This is a genomic window from Alphaproteobacteria bacterium, assembly GCA_041396705.1.
In the GTDB taxonomy this organism is placed as follows: Bacteria; Pseudomonadota; Alphaproteobacteria; order CALKHQ01; family CALKHQ01; genus CALKHQ01.
This window is the reverse complement of the sequence record JAWKYB010000002.1, coordinates 168552-186595: the sequence shown is the minus strand read 5'-3', so window position 1 is coordinate 186595 and position 18044 is coordinate 168552. Positions and strand designations below refer to the sequence as shown.

The 18044-nt window shown below is 70.2% G+C and carries 17 protein-coding genes; 10 read left to right on the top strand and 7 right to left on the bottom strand.

Annotation, left to right across the window (positions count from 1 at the left end):
* Nucleotides 1-23: 23 nt before the first annotated feature.
* The 10 genes from R3F55_00880 (at nt 24) to R3F55_00835 (ending at nt 9545) form a co-directional block, all read left to right on the top strand.
* Complete coding sequence (locus R3F55_00880; GenBank protein MEZ5665997.1) at nt 24-1505, top strand: amidohydrolase family protein; 1482 nt, start codon at nt 24-26, stop codon at nt 1503-1505.
* Between the two features lie 3 nt (nt 1506-1508).
* Nucleotides 1509-2324 carry an ABC transporter ATP-binding protein gene (locus R3F55_00875; protein MEZ5665996.1) on the top strand — a complete coding sequence of 272 codons (816 nt, stop codon included), beginning with the start codon at nt 1509-1511 and terminating at the stop codon, nt 2322-2324.
* Nucleotides 2314-3144 carry an ABC transporter permease subunit gene (locus tag R3F55_00870; GenBank protein ID MEZ5665995.1) on the top strand — a complete coding sequence of 277 codons (831 nt, stop codon included), beginning with the start codon at nt 2314-2316 and terminating at the stop codon, nt 3142-3144. Before R3F55_00875 ends, R3F55_00870 begins: the two co-directional genes overlap by 11 nt.
* The gene (locus R3F55_00865) at nt 3141-3956 is read left to right on the top strand and encodes an ABC transporter permease subunit (protein ID MEZ5665994.1); all 816 of its coding nucleotides are present in this window, start codon (nt 3141-3143) and stop codon (nt 3954-3956) included. The genes R3F55_00870 and R3F55_00865 overlap by 4 nt, the downstream gene beginning before the upstream one ends.
* Entirely contained in the window at nt 3944-4735 is a 792-nt protein-coding gene (locus R3F55_00860) for an SDR family oxidoreductase (GenBank protein MEZ5665993.1), read from the top strand. The genes R3F55_00865 and R3F55_00860 overlap by 13 nt, the downstream gene beginning before the upstream one ends.
* Before the next feature lie 9 nt (nt 4736-4744).
* The gene (locus R3F55_00855) at nt 4745-5560 is read left to right on the top strand and encodes an SDR family NAD(P)-dependent oxidoreductase (GenBank protein ID MEZ5665992.1); all 816 of its coding nucleotides are present in this window, start codon (nt 4745-4747) and stop codon (nt 5558-5560) included.
* Between the two features lie 181 nt (nt 5561-5741).
* Entirely contained in the window at nt 5742-7172 is a 1431-nt protein-coding gene (locus tag R3F55_00850) for a dihydroorotase family protein (GenBank protein MEZ5665991.1), read from the top strand.
* A 3-nt stretch (nt 7173-7175) separates the two neighbouring features.
* Complete coding sequence (locus R3F55_00845; protein MEZ5665990.1) at nt 7176-8216, top strand: Gfo/Idh/MocA family oxidoreductase; 1041 nt, start codon at nt 7176-7178, stop codon at nt 8214-8216.
* A 4-nt stretch (nt 8217-8220) separates the two neighbouring features.
* Nucleotides 8221-9108: an amidohydrolase family protein gene (locus R3F55_00840; protein ID MEZ5665989.1), complete on the top strand. Its 888-nt coding sequence runs from the start codon at nt 8221-8223 to the stop codon at nt 9106-9108.
* A 17-nt stretch (nt 9109-9125) separates the two neighbouring features.
* A complete protein-coding gene (locus R3F55_00835) occupies nt 9126-9545 on the top strand; it encodes a DUF3830 family protein (GenBank protein ID MEZ5665988.1) in 420 nt (139 codons plus the stop codon).
* Nucleotides 9546-9554: 9 nt separating this feature from the next.
* On the opposite strand, the gene R3F55_00830 is transcribed toward R3F55_00835, so the two are convergent.
* From R3F55_00830 to R3F55_00800, 7 genes are read right to left on the bottom strand one after another with little or no spacing between them, the layout of a single operon-like run.
* Complete coding sequence (locus R3F55_00830) at nt 9555-11876, bottom strand: DUF6605 domain-containing protein (GenBank protein ID MEZ5665987.1); 2322 nt, start codon at nt 11874-11876, stop codon at nt 9555-9557.
* Between the two features lie 2 nt (nt 11877-11878).
* Nucleotides 11879-12250 carry a hypothetical protein gene (locus R3F55_00825; protein ID MEZ5665986.1) on the bottom strand — a complete coding sequence of 124 codons (372 nt, stop codon included), beginning with the start codon at nt 12248-12250 and terminating at the stop codon, nt 11879-11881.
* 32 nt (nt 12251-12282) lie between these two features.
* Nucleotides 12283-13953 carry a branched-chain amino acid ABC transporter permease gene (locus R3F55_00820; protein MEZ5665985.1) on the bottom strand — a complete coding sequence of 557 codons (1671 nt, stop codon included), beginning with the start codon at nt 13951-13953 and terminating at the stop codon, nt 12283-12285.
* The gene (locus R3F55_00815) at nt 13950-14831 is read right to left on the bottom strand and encodes a branched-chain amino acid ABC transporter permease (protein MEZ5665984.1); all 882 of its coding nucleotides are present in this window, start codon (nt 14829-14831) and stop codon (nt 13950-13952) included. The genes R3F55_00820 and R3F55_00815 overlap by 4 nt, the downstream gene beginning before the upstream one ends.
* Before the next feature lie 20 nt (nt 14832-14851).
* The gene (locus R3F55_00810) at nt 14852-15559 is read right to left on the bottom strand and encodes an ATP-binding cassette domain-containing protein (protein MEZ5665983.1); all 708 of its coding nucleotides are present in this window, start codon (nt 15557-15559) and stop codon (nt 14852-14854) included.
* A 22-nt stretch (nt 15560-15581) separates the two neighbouring features.
* Nucleotides 15582-16316 (bottom strand): ATP-binding cassette domain-containing protein, encoded by a 735-nt coding sequence (locus tag R3F55_00805; protein ID MEZ5665982.1) that lies wholly within the window; start codon nt 16314-16316, stop codon nt 15582-15584.
* Between the two features lie 29 nt (nt 16317-16345).
* Nucleotides 16346-17656: an ABC transporter substrate-binding protein gene (locus tag R3F55_00800; GenBank protein ID MEZ5665981.1), complete on the bottom strand. Its 1311-nt coding sequence runs from the start codon at nt 17654-17656 to the stop codon at nt 16346-16348.
* Nucleotides 17657-18044: the final 388 nt, after the last annotated feature.

Below are 18044 nucleotides of genomic sequence, written 5' to 3'. Positions count from 1 at the left end.
GGCCGCCGGACCAGGGGGGAGCGATGGCTGACGTCCAGCAGGTCGCCACGGTCCATGCCGGCCACCTTCTCGCCCGGCCGGGCGAGGCGGCGGCCGGCGGTCCGTGCCGCATCGACATCGTCGACGGGCGGATCGCCGCCGTCGCTGCGGCGGCGCCATCGTCGCTGCCGTCGGGCGCCGGCCGGCTGGCCGCGCTTCCGGCGCCGACCGACGCACACGACCACGGCCGCGGCATGCGCTGCCTGGCGTTCGGCGCGAAGGACGACGCGCTGGAGGTCTGGCTCAACGCGCTCGGCCGCGAGCCGCGCGTCGATCCCTATCTTCGCGCCATCGTCGCCTTCGGGCGGATGGCCGAGGGCGGGGTCTGCGCGGCCAATCACTGTCACAACACCCAGGATCCGGAAGGGCTGGTGCGCGAGGCAGAGGCGGTGTCGCGCGCCGCGCGCGACGTCGGCGTGCGCGTTGCTTTCGCCTCGCCGATCTCCGACCGCAACAGCGTGGTCTACGGCGATCCGGCGCCGCTGTTCGCCAAGCTGCCGGCGGCCGAGCGTGCGGTGATGGAGAAGCGGGCGAGCCGCTGGCAGCCGATCGAGGACCAGCTTGCGGCGGTCGACGCGATCGCAGCGTTCGAGCATCCGCTGTTCCGGGTGCAATATTGCCCGATCGGCCCGCAGTGGGTCAGCGACGCGACCCTGGAGAAGATCGCCGACGCCTCGGCGCGCACCGGGCGCCGGGTGCACATGCACCTGTTCGAGACGCGGCACCAGCGCGAATGGGCCGACGCCAACTACCCGGGCGGCCTGATCCGGCGGCTCGACGCGATCGGGCTGTTGTCGCCGCGGCTGACGGTGGCCCACGGCGTCTGGCTCGACGAGGCGGAATGCGCCCTGCTGGCCGAGCGCGGCGTGACCGTCTCGGTCAACACCTCGTCGAACCTCAGGCTGCGCTCGGGTCCGGCGCCGGTGGCGCGGTTCCTCAACGCCGGCCTGCCGTTCGGGATCGGGCTGGACGGCATGGCGTTCGACGACGACGAGGACATGCTGCGCGAGATCCGGCTGGTCTGGCAGCACCATCGCGGACTCGGCGTCGACGACCGGCTTTCGCCGGCGCGGCTGTTCCGGGCGGCCTGCGTGGACGGGCGGCGCACCGTGGTGGACGACGGCGGCGGCGCGCTGGAGCCGGGCGCGGCGGCCGACATGATGCTGCTGGACCTGGACGCGATGGGCGACGACCTGCTGCCGGACGCCGCCGCGCCGCTCGACCTGCTGCTGACCCGGATGACCAAGCGCCATCTCGACAAGCTGGTCGTCGCCGGCCGGCTGGTGGTGGACGGCGGGCGCTGCGTCAGCGTCGACCTGCCGGCGCTGATTGCCGCGCTGACCGAGCAGGCTCGCGCCGCCTGGGCCGCCACACCCGATGCCGAGGCGATGCGGCGGATCGAGGCGGCGGTGGCCGACTACTATCGCTGCGGCTGCCATCGCGAGCCGTTCCCGGCCGGGACCTGAGCGGTGTCGACCATCGTCCTGCGCGCGGTGACGAAGCGGTTCAGGATCGACCGCCGCGAGATGACGGCGCTGTCCGCGGTTTCGCTGACGCTGGAGGAGGGCGGCTTCACGGCGTTGATCGGCCCGTCCGGCTGCGGCAAGTCGACCATGCTGCGGCTGATCGCCGACGTGTTGCAGCCGGACGATGGCGCCATCACCATCGGCGGCCGGCCGCCGGTCGAGGCGCGTCGGCGCCACGAGATCGGCTTCGTGTTCCAGGATGCCACCCTGCTGCCCTGGCGCAGTGTGCTGGAGAATGTGCGGCTGCCGCAGGAGATCGTCGGCGGCCGCAGCCCCGGCATGCCGGAGCCGGAGGCGCTGATCGAGCTGGTCGGCCTGGCCGGCTTCGAGCGGGCGCGGCCGGCGCAGCTCTCCGGCGGCATGCAGCAGCGGGTCTCGATCGCGCGTGCGCTGGCGCTCAACCCCAAGGTGCTGCTGCTCGACGAGCCGTTCGGTGCGCTGGACGAGATCACCCGCCAGCGCATGAACCTGGAGCTGCTGCGCATCTGGCAGCAGACCGGCACCACCGCGGTGCTGGTCACCCACACCATCGCCGAGGCGGTGTTCATGGCCGACCGCGTGCACGTGCTGGCGGCCGACCCGGGCCGGCTTGCCGGCAGCGTCGCCATCGACCTGCCGCGGCCGCGGCGGCTGTCGCTGATGCGCGAACCGGCCTTCGACGCGCTGCAGAACCGCGTGCGCGAGGCGCTGTTCGGCGACGAGTTCGCGCGTGAGCAGCCGTCGCCGGCGGTGGCCGAGGGCGTGCGCCGTGCCGGCTGACGCCGCGGTCGCCCGGCCGCGGGTCGGCTTCGTAGCGCGCAACGGACGCAGCCTCGCCATCGGCGTGGGCCTGCCCCTTGCGATCCTGGCGCTGGTCGCCGGTGCGATGGAGGCGGCGAAGCGGCTGGACTGGCTGCCGGTGACCGTGCCGTCGCCGAGCGAGATCGCCGGCGCGTTCGACGCCAGCGCCGACGACCTGTTCTTCCACATGACGCCGACCGTGCTGTCGGCGCTCGCCGGCTATGGCATCGCGCTGGCGCTGGCGCTGCTGCTGGCCGGGCTGGCGACGAGCTGGCGCCGGGCGCGCAAGCCGGTGCTGACCTTCGGCGTGGTGGTGGATTCGATCCCGCTGATCGCGTTGACGCCGATCCTGATGGTCTGGCTCGGCAACGGTGTCGGCTCGCGCATCGTCATCGCCGCGATCGCCTCGCTGTTTCCGCTGTTGGTCGGCGCAGTGCAGGGCCTTTCCGCCGTCGACCGGAATCGCAGCGAGCTGTTCCACGTGCTGTCGGCCAGCCGCTGGCAGCGGCTGCGCATGCTGGCGCTGCCGTCGGCGCTGCCCTACCTGTTCGCCGCGATGAAGATCGCGGCGCCGCTGGCGGTGCTCGGCGCGCTGATCGCCGAATGGGTCAATGCCGAGCAGGGGCTCGGCATCATGATGGTCTATGCGCTGTTCTCGTTCGACGTACCCCTGGTCTGGCTGACCATCGTCGCGGTCTGTGCGCTGGCGATGATCGGCTACGGCCTGGTCGCGTTGGTCGAGCGGCTGGTGGTGACATGGGACACCGGCGGGCGCATCGGCGCCGCGGGGCCGGCGTGAGCGCGGTGCCGGCCGACCCGTCCGCGGCGCTGCCCTCGCCGGCGGCCGAGGGGCAGGCGCGGCTGTTCGGCTGGGCACGGGCCCTGGGTTTTGCGGCACTGACGGTCGCCGCGATCGGGGCGGTGTGGCACCTGGTCGTGGTCGGCTTCGAGATTCCCCACTTCATCATGCCGACGCCGGCGGCGGCCTGGGCGGCCTTCAAGGAGAACCAGGCCGCGATCGGCGACGCGCTGGCCTATACGCTGCGCAGCGCTGCGATCGGCCTGGCGGTCGCCACCGCCGTCGCGCTGGCGCTGGCGGCGCTGTTCGTCGCCTCCGACACCGCGACACGCGCGGTGCTGCCGCTGGTGATCGGCCTGCGGACGGCGCCTGTACTCGCCATCGCGCCGATCCTGATCCTGGTTTTCGGCCGCGGGCTCGGTACCGCGATCGTCGTCGTGGTGATCGTCGCTTTCTTCCCGATCATGGTGAATGCGATGAAGGGCTTCCGCGCCGCGCGCCGCAACGCGTTGGAGCTGATGCACGTCTGCGGCGCCAGCCCGCTGCAGACCTTCGTCAAGGTGCGCTTTCCCTATGCGCTGCCGTTCATCTTCACCGGGTTGCGTGCCGCCTCGGCCAGCGGGATCCTGTCGGCCATGCTGGCCGAGTGGCTGAGCGGCGCACCGGGGCTGGGCACCATGATCCTGGAGGCGGCGTCCTATCGCGACCTCGCCCTGCTGTGGGCCGCCGTGGTGGTCAGCATGGTCATGGCCTTCGCCATCTTCATGCTGACCGCGGGCGCCGAGCGGCGGGTGCTGTCGTGGACCCGCTGAGTCTCGCCGGCCGCGCGGTGGCGGTGACCGGCCCGGCCAAGGGCATGGGCCGTGCGATAACCCTGGCCATCGCCCGGGCCGGCGGCGACCTGGCTCTGCTCGGCCGCGACATCGCGCCGATCGAGGCGGTGGCGGAGGAGGCACGTGCGCTGGGCCGGCAGGCCGTCTTCGCCGCGACCGACATCACCGACGAGCGGGCCGTGGCGGCCGCGATGGCTGCGGCGGAGGCCGCCTATGGCGCGCGGCTGTGGGGCCTGGTCAACGTGGCCGGCACCACCGGTCCGTCGGGCGCGATGCTGTGGGAGCACACCGTCGCCGACTACCGCGACGTCTTCGACGTCAACGTGCTCGGCAGCGTGCTGACGATGAAGCACATCCTGCCGCGGCTGATCGCACGCGGCGGCGGCAGCGTCGTCAACATCGGCGGCACCTTCGGCTTCAAGGGGGCCCGCGCGTCCTCGCTGTACGGCGCCACCAAATGGGCGCTGCGCGGCATCACCAGGTCGGCGGCGCTGGAGGCCGGCGGGGCCGGCGTGCGGGTCAACATGGTCTCGCCCGGCGGGGTCGACGGGCCGCGGCTGACCCGCCAGCTCGGCGAGCAGGCCGCGCGGGAGGGGCTGACCTACGACCAGATCCATGCCCGCTTCAGCGCGACCTGCGCGCTCGGCCGGATGAGCACCGACGACGACGTCGCCAACGCCGTGCTGTTCCTGCTCTGCGACGCCGCGCGCAACATCACCGGCCAGGATCTGCTGGTCGACGGCGGCACGATCGTGTAGCGGGGACGGATGACCGACACGCCACCTCCCGCCTTCAAGTCCAGCGACGACCTTGCCGGCCGGATCGCGCTGGTCACCGGCCCGGCCAAGGGCATGGGCGCCGCCATCACCCTGGCGCTGGCCCACGCTGGCGCCGACCTCGCCTTGGCCGGTCGCGACGTCGGCGCCATCGAACCGGTGGCCGGACAGGTGCGAGCGCTCGGCTGCCGCGCCTCGGTCCACCGCTGCGATGTCACCGATCCCGTCCAGGTCGACGCCGCCGTTGCGGCCGCCGAGGCCGCGCTGGGCCCGATCGACATCCTGGTCAACGTCGCCGGCGGCACCGGCCCGATCGGCAAGTCAGGCGTCGAGACCACGCCGGAGGAGTGGGACCGGATCATCGACCTCAACATGAAGGGCTGCTTCCTGACCATGCGTGCGGTGCTGCCGGGCATGATGGCCCGGCGCTACGGCAAGATCGTCAACATCGGCGGCACCTTCGGGCTGCGCGGCCGGGCGGGTCGGCTGTCCTACAGCGCCTCGAAATGGGGCCTGCGCGGCCTGACCAAGAGCTTCGCGCTGGAGGCAGGGCCCTGCAACGTCAACGTCAACAGCGTCTGCCCCGGCATGGTGGAGGGCCCGCGGTTCGAGAAGGTCTGCGCCGACATGGCGGCAAGGCTCGGCATCGGCGTCGACGCGGCCAGGGCACGGCATGCCGAGGACTACGCCCTGCGCCGCGTCTCCGCGGCCGCGGACGTCGCGCACGCCGTGGTGTTTCTCGCCTCCGACAAGGCCCGCCAGATCACCGGCCAGGACCTGGCGGTCGACGGCGGCTGGGTGATCTGATGCCGCGCTTCTCGCTGCCCCTTCTTTGCTCCTCCGTATCCCTCTCCACGTCATGGTCGGGCTTGTCCCGACCATCCACGCCTTCAGGGCACGGACGGCGCAGAGGCGTGGCTGGTCGGGAAAAGCCCGACCACGACGACGTGGGGACTGCAGTCGGCGCAAACGCAGGGAGCACCCGCTCATGACCGCCAGCGTCGATACCCTGGTGGCCGGCGGCATGGTCGTGAACGAGACCGGCACCGTCGCCGCGGACATCGCCATCGAGGATGGCCGCGTCGTCGCCATCGGCGAGCCCGGCACGCTGCCGGCAGCGCTCGAGACCGTGGATGCGGGCGGCCGCTACGTGCTGCCCGGCGCGATCGACGTCCATGTCCATTTCCGCGAGCCTGGCATGGAGGAGAAGGAGACCTGGGAGTCCGGCAGCCGCGCGGCCGCGGTCGGCGGCGTCACCACCGTGTTCGAGATGCCGAACACGATCCCGCCGACCGACAGCCCGGAGAGCCTGGCGCACAAGCGCAGCCTGGCGGAAGCGAAGTCCATCGTCGACTTCGGCCTCTACGGCCTGCTCGGCGAGCACAACCTCGACCGGCTGGAGGCGATGGCGGCGGCCGGGGCGATCGGCTTCAAGCTGTTCCTGGGCAACACCACCGGCGACCTGCCGTGCCCCAGCGACGGCGCGGTGCTGGAGGGCCTGGAGATCCTGGCGGCGCTGGGCAAGCGCACCACCATCCATGCCGAGAACTCGCCGATCCTGTTCTGGCGCCAGCAGAAGATGCAGCGGGCCGGCCGCATCGACCCGCTGGCGCATCTGTCGGCGCGCGCCGACGTGGTGGCGCTGGAGGCGCTGAACCGGGCCTGCGTGCTGGCCGACTGGACCGGTGCGCGCATCCACATCGCGCACGAGAGCTGCGCCAACAGCCTGCCCTATATCCGTTTCCACAAGAGCCGCGGCGTCGACGTGACGGTGGAGACGCTGCCGCAGTATCTCTATCTCGACGCCGAGATGATGCTGCGTCCCGGCGGCGAGGTGCTGCGGATGAACCCGCCGATCCGCCAGAAGGCGAACCAGGAGCCGCTGTGGCAGGCGCTGCTGGACGGCACCGTCGACATGATCGCCACCGACCATGCGCCGCACCTGCCGGTCGAAAAGTACGGCAACCGGATCTGGGACGTCGCCTGCGGCTTCCCCGGCGTGGAATCGCAGATGCCGCTGATGCTGACCGCGGTCAACGCCGGCCGGCTGTCGCTGGAGCACTATGTCCGCCTGTCCAGCGCCAACCCGGCGCGGGCGTTCGGGCTGTACGGCCGCAAGGGCGTGCTGCGTCCCGGCGCCGACGCCGACCTGGTCGTGGTCGACGTCGGCCGGCGCGACCGGCTGGGCGCCGACCGGCTGCATTCGCGCGGCAAGACCAGCCCCTATGAGGGCATGGAGGTGGTCGGCCTGCCGGTGCTGACCATGGTGCGCGGCAAGGTGGTCGCCCGCGACGGCCGGCCGGTGGCCGAGCCCGGCTGGGGCCGGCAGGTGGTGCAGCGGATGCCGCCGCCGGCGCCGCGCAATGTCGAGACGACGACGCGGGCGATCCTGCAGCCCGACCACAAGCCCTGGCGCTGACCGATGCGGGTGGCGGTCATCGGTTGCGGCGCGATCGGCACCTGGCACGCCCGGATCGTGGCGGAGCACGCGGCCGGCACGCTGGCCGCGGTGTGCGACACCGACGGCGACAAGGCGCGGTCGCTCGCCGAATCCCTGGGCACGCGCGCCTTCGTCGATGCCGGTCACATGCTGGCAGAGACGCCGCTCGACGCCCTGATCGTGGCGACGACCGAGGACAGCCACGTCGCTCTGGCCGCGCTGGCGGCGCAGCATGGCTGCGGGGTGCTGATCGAGAAGCCGGTCGCCGCCGACCTCGACGGGATCGCCGCGATCGAGCGGGCCGCCGCCGCGCACGGCATCACGGTGATGGCCGCCCATGTCGAGCGGTTCGAGACCGGCTATGCCCATCTGCGCGACGCGGTGGCGCAGGGCGTGTGCGGCCGGGTGGTCTCGGTCGCGGCGCGGCGGCGGTTCGGGCCGGCGCAGGCGCCGCGCTTCGCCGGGCGCTCGACGACCCTGCGCCTGCTCGCCGTGCACGACTTCGACCTGATCGCCTGGGTCCATCCGGCGACGCCGACCGAGGTCTATGCGGTCGCCGGCCGCGGCGCGATCCACGCCGCCTGCGGCATGGACGACTGCGTCAGCGTGACTGTCCGCTTCGCAGATGGCGCGGTCGGGCGGGTCGACAGCGCCTGGACGCTGCCGCCGGCCTACGAGCGGTTCGCCGCGCCGCAGGGCTGGGCGCCGTCGGGCGACAACCTGCTGGAAGTGGTCGGCGACCGCGGCGTCATCGCCAACGACGTCAGCCTGCGCAACCAGCAACTGACCCTGTACGACACCGGCCACGGCTTTCGCGCCGACGACACCCGGCACCAGCCGGTGCTGCACGGCCGGGTCGTCGGCGCGCTGCGCGACGAGGTCGACCATTTCCTGGCCTGCGTGCGCGACGGCAGCCGGCCGCTGGTCGGGCTGGCCGATGCGCGGCGCTCGATCGCGCTGGTGCAGGCGGCGGAGCGGTCGCTGGCCGAGGCGCGGCCGGTGCCGGTCGACGGCTGGGCCTGAGCCGATGGCGGGAGTCTACGACGGGCCGTTCGTCGATGCGCACCACCACCTGTGGCGCTACGCGCCGCATGACTATCCCTGGCTGGCGGCGCCGGCGCTAGCGGCGATCGCACGCGACGTGCTGCCGGCCGACCACAAGGCCGAGTTGGCGCGGCATCGCGTGGCCGGATCGGTCTGGATCGAGGCGGTTGCGCGCGACCCGGTGGCCGAGGCGCGCCAGGCCCAGGCCTGGGCCGACGCCGACCCGGCGTGCTGCAACGCCATCGTCGCCCATTGCCCGCTCGATGCGCCCGATGCGGCCGACGGCCTCGATACGCTGATCGCGGCGGTGCCGAACCTGCGCGGCGTGCGCGACATCGTCGCGCCGCCGCATGCCCGCCGGGCCGACCTGCTGCAGGACCCCGGCTTCGCGCGCGGCCTGGCGGCGCTGGCCGCGCGCGGGCTGTCGTTCGACCTGCTGCTGCAGCCGCGCCAGCTGGCCGCCGCCGCGGCGATGGCGGCGCGGCTGCCCGATCTCCGGGTGATCGTCGAGCACGCGGCGAGCCCGGCGGATCGCCGCGCCGAGGGCATGGCGCTGTGGCGCGACGGCCTGGCGCGGATGGCCGCCCTGCCCAATGTCGTGATCAAGATCTCGGCGCTGCACTGTTTCGATCCGGCCTGGAGCCGGGCGTCGGTGGCGGCGGACGTGGCGACGGTGATCGCGGCGTTCGGCGTGTCGCGCTGCTGCTTCGCCACCGACTATCCGGCGCACGACGTCACCATCGGCTCGGCGCAGGCGCTGGACGATCTGAAGGCCGCGGTTTCCGGCTGCAGCGCCGACGAGCAACGTGCGCTGTTCTGCGACAATGCCTGCCGCTTCTACCGTTTCGACCTGCCGGCGCCAGCCGCCTGAACCGCGAGGCCTCTGCCATGGACCTGATCGAGATCACCGCCGGACCGTTCCGCTTCGTCGCGCGGATGGAGCAGAAGGATGCGCCGCAGACCTGCGAGCGGTTCCGCGCGCTGATGCCGTTCGCCAACAAGCTGATCCACGTGCGCTGGAGCGGCGAGGCGGTGTGGGTGCCGCTGGGCGACTTCGACACCGGGCTGGCTTTCGAGAACCACACCAGCCACCCGTCGCGCGGCGACATCCTGCTCTATCCCGGCGGGTTCAGCGAGACGGAGATCATCTGGGCCTATGGCGCCTGCAGCTTCGCCAGCAAGATGGGCCAGCTGGCCGGCAACCACTTCCTCACCGTGGTCGAGGGGCGCGAGCAGATGGCGGAACTGGGCCGTATCGTACTGTGGCAGGGCGCCCAGGACGTGCTGTTCAAGCCGCTGCCGGCCTGAGCCGGCCGCTCAGCGCCACTGCTTCTCCTCCAGCGTCCACATGCCGCCGGGCAGGCTGCCCGGCTTGAGGAAGGCGTCGACCACGTTCTTCAGCAGCCGCGACGCGGTGTTGTCGAAGTTGCCGGCGGGCAGGGCCTGGCCGAAGGCGATCGAGCCGGTGCAGAACACGGCGCCGTCGTTGGGCGCGGTGAAATAGGTGATGTCGCCGCGGATGCGGTAGTCCATCGAGCCGACCAGGCCGGCATAGGCATAGAGCAGTTCCTCGGTGACCAGCACGTAGTTGTCGCTGTGGCCGCCGGAGCTGGCGATGATCTTGGTGTGCGGCGGCGTGCCGAGCGACAGGTCGTAGCGGTCGAGCTCGACCCCGGCGGCGCCGCCATAGGCCAGGCCCTCGTTGCCGATGATCTCGCCCTCGATGCCGGCGGTGATCCACGACACTGTGCGGTGAAAGCTGTCGGGCATCCGCCGGTAGGGCGCCGATGTCTCGAAGCCCTCGCCGATGAAGCCGACACCGGTCAGCTTCTGCGGGGCGCGGCCGCGGTTGCGCCACAGACCGCTCTTCTCGCCGGTGGTCTGCAGATAGTGCTCGCCGGCCTTGGCCGCCCAGGCGCGCATGCCGGAATCGAGCTTGCGCACCTCCATGCACGCCGGTTCCTCGGGGTCGAAGCCGACGCACCAGTAGTAGCCGTTGCCGCCCATGTAGATCAGGCGACCGCCGCCGGCGACATAGTCCTCCTGCGCGTCCAGCATCCGCTCGGAGACATATTCCGGATGGGTGCCGGTCATCACGCAGGCATAGGGCCGGATCGCGTCGAGCCCCTCGCGGTGCAGGTCCTCGTCGGTAACGATGTCGACCTCGTAACCCTGGTTGTCCAGCCAGGCGATGATCGACAGGTCGGCCGGGAACTGCCAGGTGATGTTCATGCTGGAGATGCGGTATTTCGGCCGCATGTTGATCACCGGCCGCTTGTAGGAGGTGAAGCAGACACCGGCGCCGTCCTCGAAGCTGTCGTAGGTGGACAGCCCGAACTCGCGGTGCTCGTAGGTCTCGATGTCGATGTCGGTGATCACCGGCGGCTGGCCGGTCATCGGCTGGATGATCTGCGCATCGAAGCTGAGCCGCTCGTTGGCGTAGGCGAGGTAGCTCGCGGTCGGCGCCAGGAAGCACAGCTTGGCCGTCGGCCGGGTCGGGCGGACGAAAAAGACGATGTACTCCTCGCTCAGCCCGCGGCCCGGGCCGATGCGCAGCCGCATGGCATAGACGCCGCTTTTCAGGTCGCGCGGCACCTCCATCGTCCGGGTGACGTCCCAGTTGCAGTCGGTGACCGATTCCGGGTGGAACTCGATGCCGCCATACTGGTCGGGCGCCAGCCGGAAGCAGTCGTCCTTGCCGTTCCAGTTCCAGCCGGTCATGCCCCTGACCGGGTGGTTGAAGCCCTGGGCGTGCAGCCCGTGCGGCCCGACGTCCTGCACCCGGTGGCCGATGCCGTTGTCGGAATAGCCGGCGGCGGTGTCCCAATAGGCGGCGACGGCATCGGCCGGCGGCGTGCCGCCGCCGCAAATCGCGTCCAGCTCGGCCCGGGTCAGCACGCGGTTGCACAGGCCGGGCCGGTCGACCTTGCCGTAGTAGAGGTCGCTGACGAAGGCGCCGCGCAGTTCGTGGTGATCGCGGCCGCCGGAGACCATGAAGTCGAGGTCCGGCGGGTTCCTGTGGCGGAACCGGAACGCGGTCTGCACGTGCGAGCGGTAGTCGTAGGGCACCACCTTGCCGAGCAGCGAGTTGTAGCGGTTCGGCACGCCCTCCTGGTACAGCGTCGCGGTGCCGGAGCGCGGGTCGAAGCTGGCGGCGACGAAGTACCAGACCTTCTTCACCAGCGGCAGCTCGGCGGTGACGTAGTCGATCTCCTTGCCGTCGCCGACCCAGAATTCCAGATGGCCGCGGCCGTCGATGCCGATGCAGTAGCCTTCGTTGGCACGGGTGTCCCAGCGGCCGGCGATGCACTGGCGCTGGCCCTTCTTCGGCATGGTCGGCTGGATGAAGGCGAACACGGTCAGTGCGCCGTCGATGGCGAGCCGGCCCGCCGGATCGGCCACCCGCAGGTACGAGCCCATCTGGGTGAACTGCTTGGCGACCGCCCAGGTGCCGTTGGCCGGGCTGTCGACCTCGCGCTCGACGAAGCCCGGCCCGTCCGGATGCTCGTCGCCGTGGATCAGCCGCACCAGCTGGGCCTGGGCGCTGTCGGCGCCGTCGGCATTGACATGGAAGGCGATCGTCTCGCCCGGCCTGACCGAGATCTTGTCGGCGTAGCCGAATATCTTCTGTTCAGCCAACTCTAGCGTCCCATCAGCTCGTCGATGCGCCGCAGGAAGATGCCGTGATAGGCCTCCTCGACGGAGCGGTAGCGGGTGTCGCCGACCGGCGTTGGCGCGACGCCGCGCGTGCCGGAGAGGGCGACGATCGAATAGGTGCCGGCGTCCCGGTCGTGCCGGACCGCGTATTTGCCGGCCATCGGCATGCAGCGGAAATGGTTGAGCAGGCGCTCCAGCGGCTCGCTGTGCTGGCCCAGCGGCGCGCGCCGGTGCTCCTCGATCACCGCGTCGCAGACCAGCGTGCGCAGGAACCGGCGCTGCATCGAATCGTGGAAGGCGCGATAGACGAGGTCCCTGTCCTCGGCCGGTTCGGCGTTGTCTTCCGGTTCAGCCATCGGTCCGTCGGTCCCGCCCGTCATGCGCCCGCTCAGCTTTCCAGCAGGTCGTGGACGCGGCGCATGAACACCGCGTGATAGGCCTCGTCCACCGTCGCGTATTCCTTGTCCTCGACCACGCGCGGCGAGGTGCCGCGCACGCCGGAGAAGGCGACGATCTTGTAGGGCCCGTGCGGGCCGGCGCGGTGCAGGGCGTACTTGTCCTCCTGCGGCGCGCGGCGGAAATACAGCAACAGGCGCTCCAGCGCCTCGCTGTGCTGGCCCAGCGGCTTGGCCTTGTGCTCGGCGATCACCGCGTCGCAGACGAGGCGCTTCAGATAGTCGCGCTGCATCTTGTCGAAGCGGCGGTGATAGAGCGCGTCCTTGTCGTCGATCTCGGTGGCTTCCTCGGGCAGCGCCTCGCCGCCCTTTTCGGTGCGGGTCGAGCGCCATTCGCCCTTCTTCTTGTCGCGCCAGGCATAGAACTGACGCTTCATGCCGTAGAGGCCGTTGTTGAGGAACAGCACCACCCCCAGCATCATCAGCCCGATCAGGATGTGCCGGATGGGACCCCAGTCGATCAGCACCTTGTCCAGGATGACGACGATCAGCGTGCCGGCGACCGCGCCCTCGGCCTTGCCGATGCCGCCGATGGTCAGCATGGCCAGCCCCAGCAGAACGGTGTCGAAGCCGAAGATGGAGAAGGCGACGCCGCGATAGTGGGCGGTATAGACGCCGCCGATGAAGCCGAGCGCGACCGAGGTGATCAGGAAGATGGTGATGCGCGCGCGCTTGTAGTCGACACCGGTCGCAGCGGCGAAGGCCTCGCGCTTCTCCGGCGCCATTTTCAGGATGCGGCCCAGCCGCTTGCCGTTGATGAAGCGGAACAGGAACAGCGACGCGATCATCAGCGCGAACGCCGCGTAGTAGGAGGCCAGCGACTGCGCCTCCGGCGGCCAGTCGGGGTCGATATAGGTGTCGGCGCCGTAGAGCCCGCCGGAGGCGGAGCCGAACTCCGGCGATGTGGTGAAATACACCCGGCACAGCTCGTTCAGGCCCAGCGTGAGCAGGGCATAGTAGAATCCGTCCAGCCGCATCGCCGGCAGCGCGATCAGCGCGCCGAACACCAGCCCGACCGCCATGCCGATGGCGGGCAGGTAGAACCAGGGCAGGCCATAGCTTATCGACAGCCACGACGTGATGAAGGCGGCGACGCCGACCACCGCATAGGAGGCCAGCGAGAAGATGCTGGCGGTGCCCAGGATCAGGGTCCAGCACACGTTGATCGCGGCGAAGATGCCGAAGATGGCACCCGCGGTCAGCAGCGTGTTTTCCATGCCCTCGGGAAAGAAGAACGGCGCGACCGCCAGCAGGGCGAGGCAGATCACCCAGTAGATCGGCCGGCGGTCGAGGATCTTCTTCTCGGCCTTCAGCGTCTTGCGGTTGTAGAGGCCGCGGATGTGCAGCAGCGTGCGCCGGGTCGGCCACCAGCGCAGCCGCTTCCAGGTGTGGGCGCCGTGGTTCGGCCAGATGATGTAGTGCTTCAGCCGGCCGACCTTGTGCAGCCGCACCTTGTAGGCGGTGTTCTCGTCCCACACCGTGCGCGGGTCGGGGGCGTGGATCGACGCCACCTCGTGGTTGCCGCCCTTGGCCCCCCACACCGCAAGCGGGTTGCGCCACAGATAGGGCTCGTGTTGCGGGGCCTCTGGCGTGTCCGGGTTCATTGTTCGCGCGCCTTGTCGAGCAGCCCGGCGATGCCCCGGGGCCGGATGATCAGGATCAGGATGATGGTCAGGAACTGGGTGATCAGCACGTACTGGCCGCCCAGGAAGCGCGAGGTGATCGCCTCGACGAAACCCAGGATGACGGCGGCGATCACCGCGCCCTGCACGCTGCCCAGGCCGCCGCACAGCGCGATGCTGACGCCCTTGATCAGCGGCGTCAGCCCGCTGAACGGCGCGATGTAGTAGGTCTGCGACAGCAGCACCGAGGCCAGCCCGGCCATCGCCCCGGTCAGCGCCATCACATAGAAGCCGGTGCTGCGGATGCCGATGCCGACGATCGAGGCGGCGTGCGGGTTCATCATCATCGCGCGGATCTCGAGCCCGCGCCGGCTGGTGCGCATCCACACCGTGGTGATCGTCAGCATCAGCACCGAGCAGACGACGATGCCGATCTTGTCCGAGGTCAGCACGATGCCGCCGAGGTCGAGGCTCCAGTAGCCGAAGATCTCCGGCAGCGATTTCGATCGCGGGCCGAAGTACCACAACAGGCCTTGCGAGCCGATCAGGCTGATCGCCAGCGTCGCGGTCATGCCGCGTATGGTGAAGTTCGGCTTGTCGTGCAGCGGGATGAACACCAGCAGGCAGATGATGATGCCGCCCAGCGCGCCGACCGCCAGGCCGGCCACCGCCACCAGCGCCGGCGGTGCCCAGCTCAGCTGCGAGACCATCCAGGCGCCGTAGCCGGCGAACGAGAACACGAAGCCGTAGCCCAGGTTGATCAGCCCCAGGCTGGACCAGGTGATCGACACCGCGATGGCGATCAGGCCGTAGATGCAGGCGACGATGATCGCGTTGCTGATGACGAATTCCAGGTCCATCGCGCCCGCCGGGTCCCTTGTCAGTGCCTGCGCATCGACAGGGCGGCCGAGGCCTCGCCCTTCAGCTTGCCGGCATGCATGCCGATGATGCGGTCGACCTTGCCCTCCAGCAGCGCCACGTTCTGTTCGGCGATCAGCATCGCCGACTGGCTGAGGTCGATCTTGAGCAGCGCGTTCATCACCCCGATCCCGATCTTCGGCGCCAGGCCCAGCGAGGGCTCGTCGGCGAGGTAGAGCCTGGCGTCGGTCATCAGGCCGCGGCCGATCGAGACCATGCGCCGCTCGCCGCCGGACAGGCGCCCGACCGGCGTCTTCATCAGCTTGCGCAGCGGCTCGAACAGCTCCAGCACCTGCTCCTTGCGCCGGGCCCGCTGGCGCCATGCCTCGCGGGTGAAGGCGCCGCTGTCCAGATGCTCCTCGACCGTCAGGCCGTTGAAGATCTCGTCGCCCTGCGGGATCAGGGCGAGGCCGAGGCGGACGATGTGATGGGTGTAGCGGCCGGGACCCTGGCTGCGGATGCGGCCGATCTGCTTGCCGTTGAACAGGATCGAGCCGCGCTGCCAGCCGGTCAGCCCGGCGATGGCGTAGAACAGCGTGGTCTTGCCGTGGCCGTTGAGGCCGACTAGGCCGACGCGCTCGCCGGTGTTGATGACCAGGTCGAGGTCGTGGATCACCCGCAGCGGGCCGTAGCCGGCGGACAGGCCGTTGATGTTGAGGATCTCGCTCATGCCGCGCGCGCGGCTCCGCCGGTCACGCGACGGCCTCGAAATAGGCGGCGCGCACCGCCGGGCTGTCGATGATGTCGGCCATCAGGCCGGCGGCGATCACCTCGCCGGCATCCATCACCATCACCCGGTCGGCGATGGTCTCGAGCAGTTCCATGCGGTGCTCGACGATGATCACCGCGATATTCATCTCCTTCGACAGCATGCGCAGGATCTGGTCGATCTCGTCGATCTCGGAGTTGATCAGCCCGGCCGCCGGCTCGTCCATCAGCAGCAGCCGCGGGCTGCGCATCAGGATGTTGGCCAGCAGCAGCTTGCGCCGCGCGAAGGTCTTCAGCTGCGCGTTGCGTGCGTCCTCGTCGATGACGAAGTTGACCAGCGCCGCCGCATACTCGGCGTCGAACCGGGTGAGGTAGGGCCTGTAGGCCTGGCGCGCGGCCTTGAAGGTCTCGCCGACGGTCAGGTCCTCGCAGACCACCGGTGCCTGGTAGGTGCGGCCGATGCCCATCCGCGCCCGCTGGTACAGGCGCAGGCCGTTGATGTTGCGGCCGTCGAAGAACACGTCGCCGGCCTTCTGCACGTGGCGGCCGGACAGGATCTCCAGCAGACTGGTCTTGCCGGCGCCGTTCGGCCCGATGATGCCCAGCACCTCGCCGGCGCGCACCTCCAGGCTGACGTTGCTCAGCACCTCGCGCCCGCCGAGGTCCAGCGACAGCGCGCGCGCGGCGAACAGGGGGGCGGTCGCTCCGTCGATCACCACGCCGCCCCCCGCCGTCGCCTAGCCTCCGATCAGCCCCACCAGGGCGCCGGCCGCAGCTTCGATTCCGCGATCGCGTCCGGCCAGATGATCTTGTGCTCGCCGTCCTGCACCTGGACGAACAGCTGGCTCATGCCGGTCTCGTGCGAATCCGCCTGGTTGCCGAAGCCGTTGTCGGGATAGTGCAGCGCCTCCTGGTACTCGTTGTTCATGTCGATCATGCCGCACACCCCGCGATAGGGGTTGTTGCGGATCCAGGCGACGTTGGCGGCGAAGTCGTCGGGGTCGCCGGTCGCCTCCCAGGCCAGCTGCAGGTACTTGACGATGTCGTAGCCGTTGCCGGTGTAGACCAGCCCCATGTTGCCCTCGTACTCCGGGAAGCGCTCCAGGTACTTGGCGCGGAAGTCCTGGCCGATCTGGTCGCCGTAGACGCCCAGCACCGTGCTCCAGCAGAAGCCTTCGGTGGCGCGGCCGCCAAGCTCCAGGAACTCCGGCTGCGACGGGCCGTATTGCAGGTACACCAGCGAATCGCGGACGGGATCGGCGATGAACTGCTTGCAGAAGGCGGCGTATTCGGCGGCGACCCAGTGGTCGATCATGATCGCGCCGGCGTCGACCTCCTTCAGCCGCTGCAGCACCGGCGACCAGTCGTTGACCGGGTACTGGATGTCGGTGACCTCGGCCAGCTCGAAGTCGTAGTTCGGGATCGACTCGCGCGCCGCTTTCAGGATGGTCTGGTTGTAGCCGACCTGCTCGGCGACGATGTGGATCTTGCGGTTCTTCGGCGTCCAGCCCTGGACCTTCTCCATCTCCTGCAGCCACAGCGGATAGGTCCAGCCGTAGTTGACCTCCGACGGGTCGGTCTGCAGCACGTGGCTGTAGCGCTCCGGATCGGCCTTGTAGGCCTCGGTCGCGTTGCGCTGGGTGTTGCCCTGCAGATAGGGGCACTTGTACTTGGCCGACTCGTCCATCGCCGGGATCGGCGCGAACAGGAATGCGTTGGAGATCGCGTGCACCTTTTCGTCGATACAGGCGGCGATTGCCTGGCGGCAGCTCTCCGGCGACAGCTTGTCGACGTCCGGCACGAACAGCTCCAGCTCGCGGCCGAGGATGCCGCCGCCGGCATTGATCTCCTCCATCGCCAGGGTGGTGCCGTTCAGGTGGTCGGTGTCGTCGGCCACGCCATAGGGGGTGGACAGCGACGACGGCACGCCGAGCAGGATGGAATCCGCGGCCTTGACCCGCCGGACCCACGGCATCGGCAGGTTTGACGCCGCCAGTGCGGCCCCGGTCAGGCCCGCGGTCTTGATCGCGCCGCGACGGCTCAGCTTTCTCCCGCTCATTTCCCTCTCCCTGTTCCGGCAGACCGGTTCCGGTCCGCTGTGGCGACCCTTCTTCTCGACCCCACCCGCCGACGCGCCGCGGCCGCATCTTGCGGGTGTGCGGCATCGGCTCCAGCCCCACGGCTGCGCCGGCTTGTGGAGCCTCTCGCAATGCGCCTTATGTGCACCCCACAAACTGGCTAGCGAAAACGTCTAGATCGTATCCGTGCAATCCACTATGTTCAACAGGCAATTTCAATGGACGGACGTCGCGGCGGCCCGTCGATCGACGCGGCCGGCGCGCCGCCGTCGCCCGCCTGGGCCTGCGGTCGTCCCGCTTTGCGGGCGGAATTGGGGTTTTGACCGAGGGTCGGTTTCGGGATATCGCAGTCGGCGCGTTCCGAGCGAA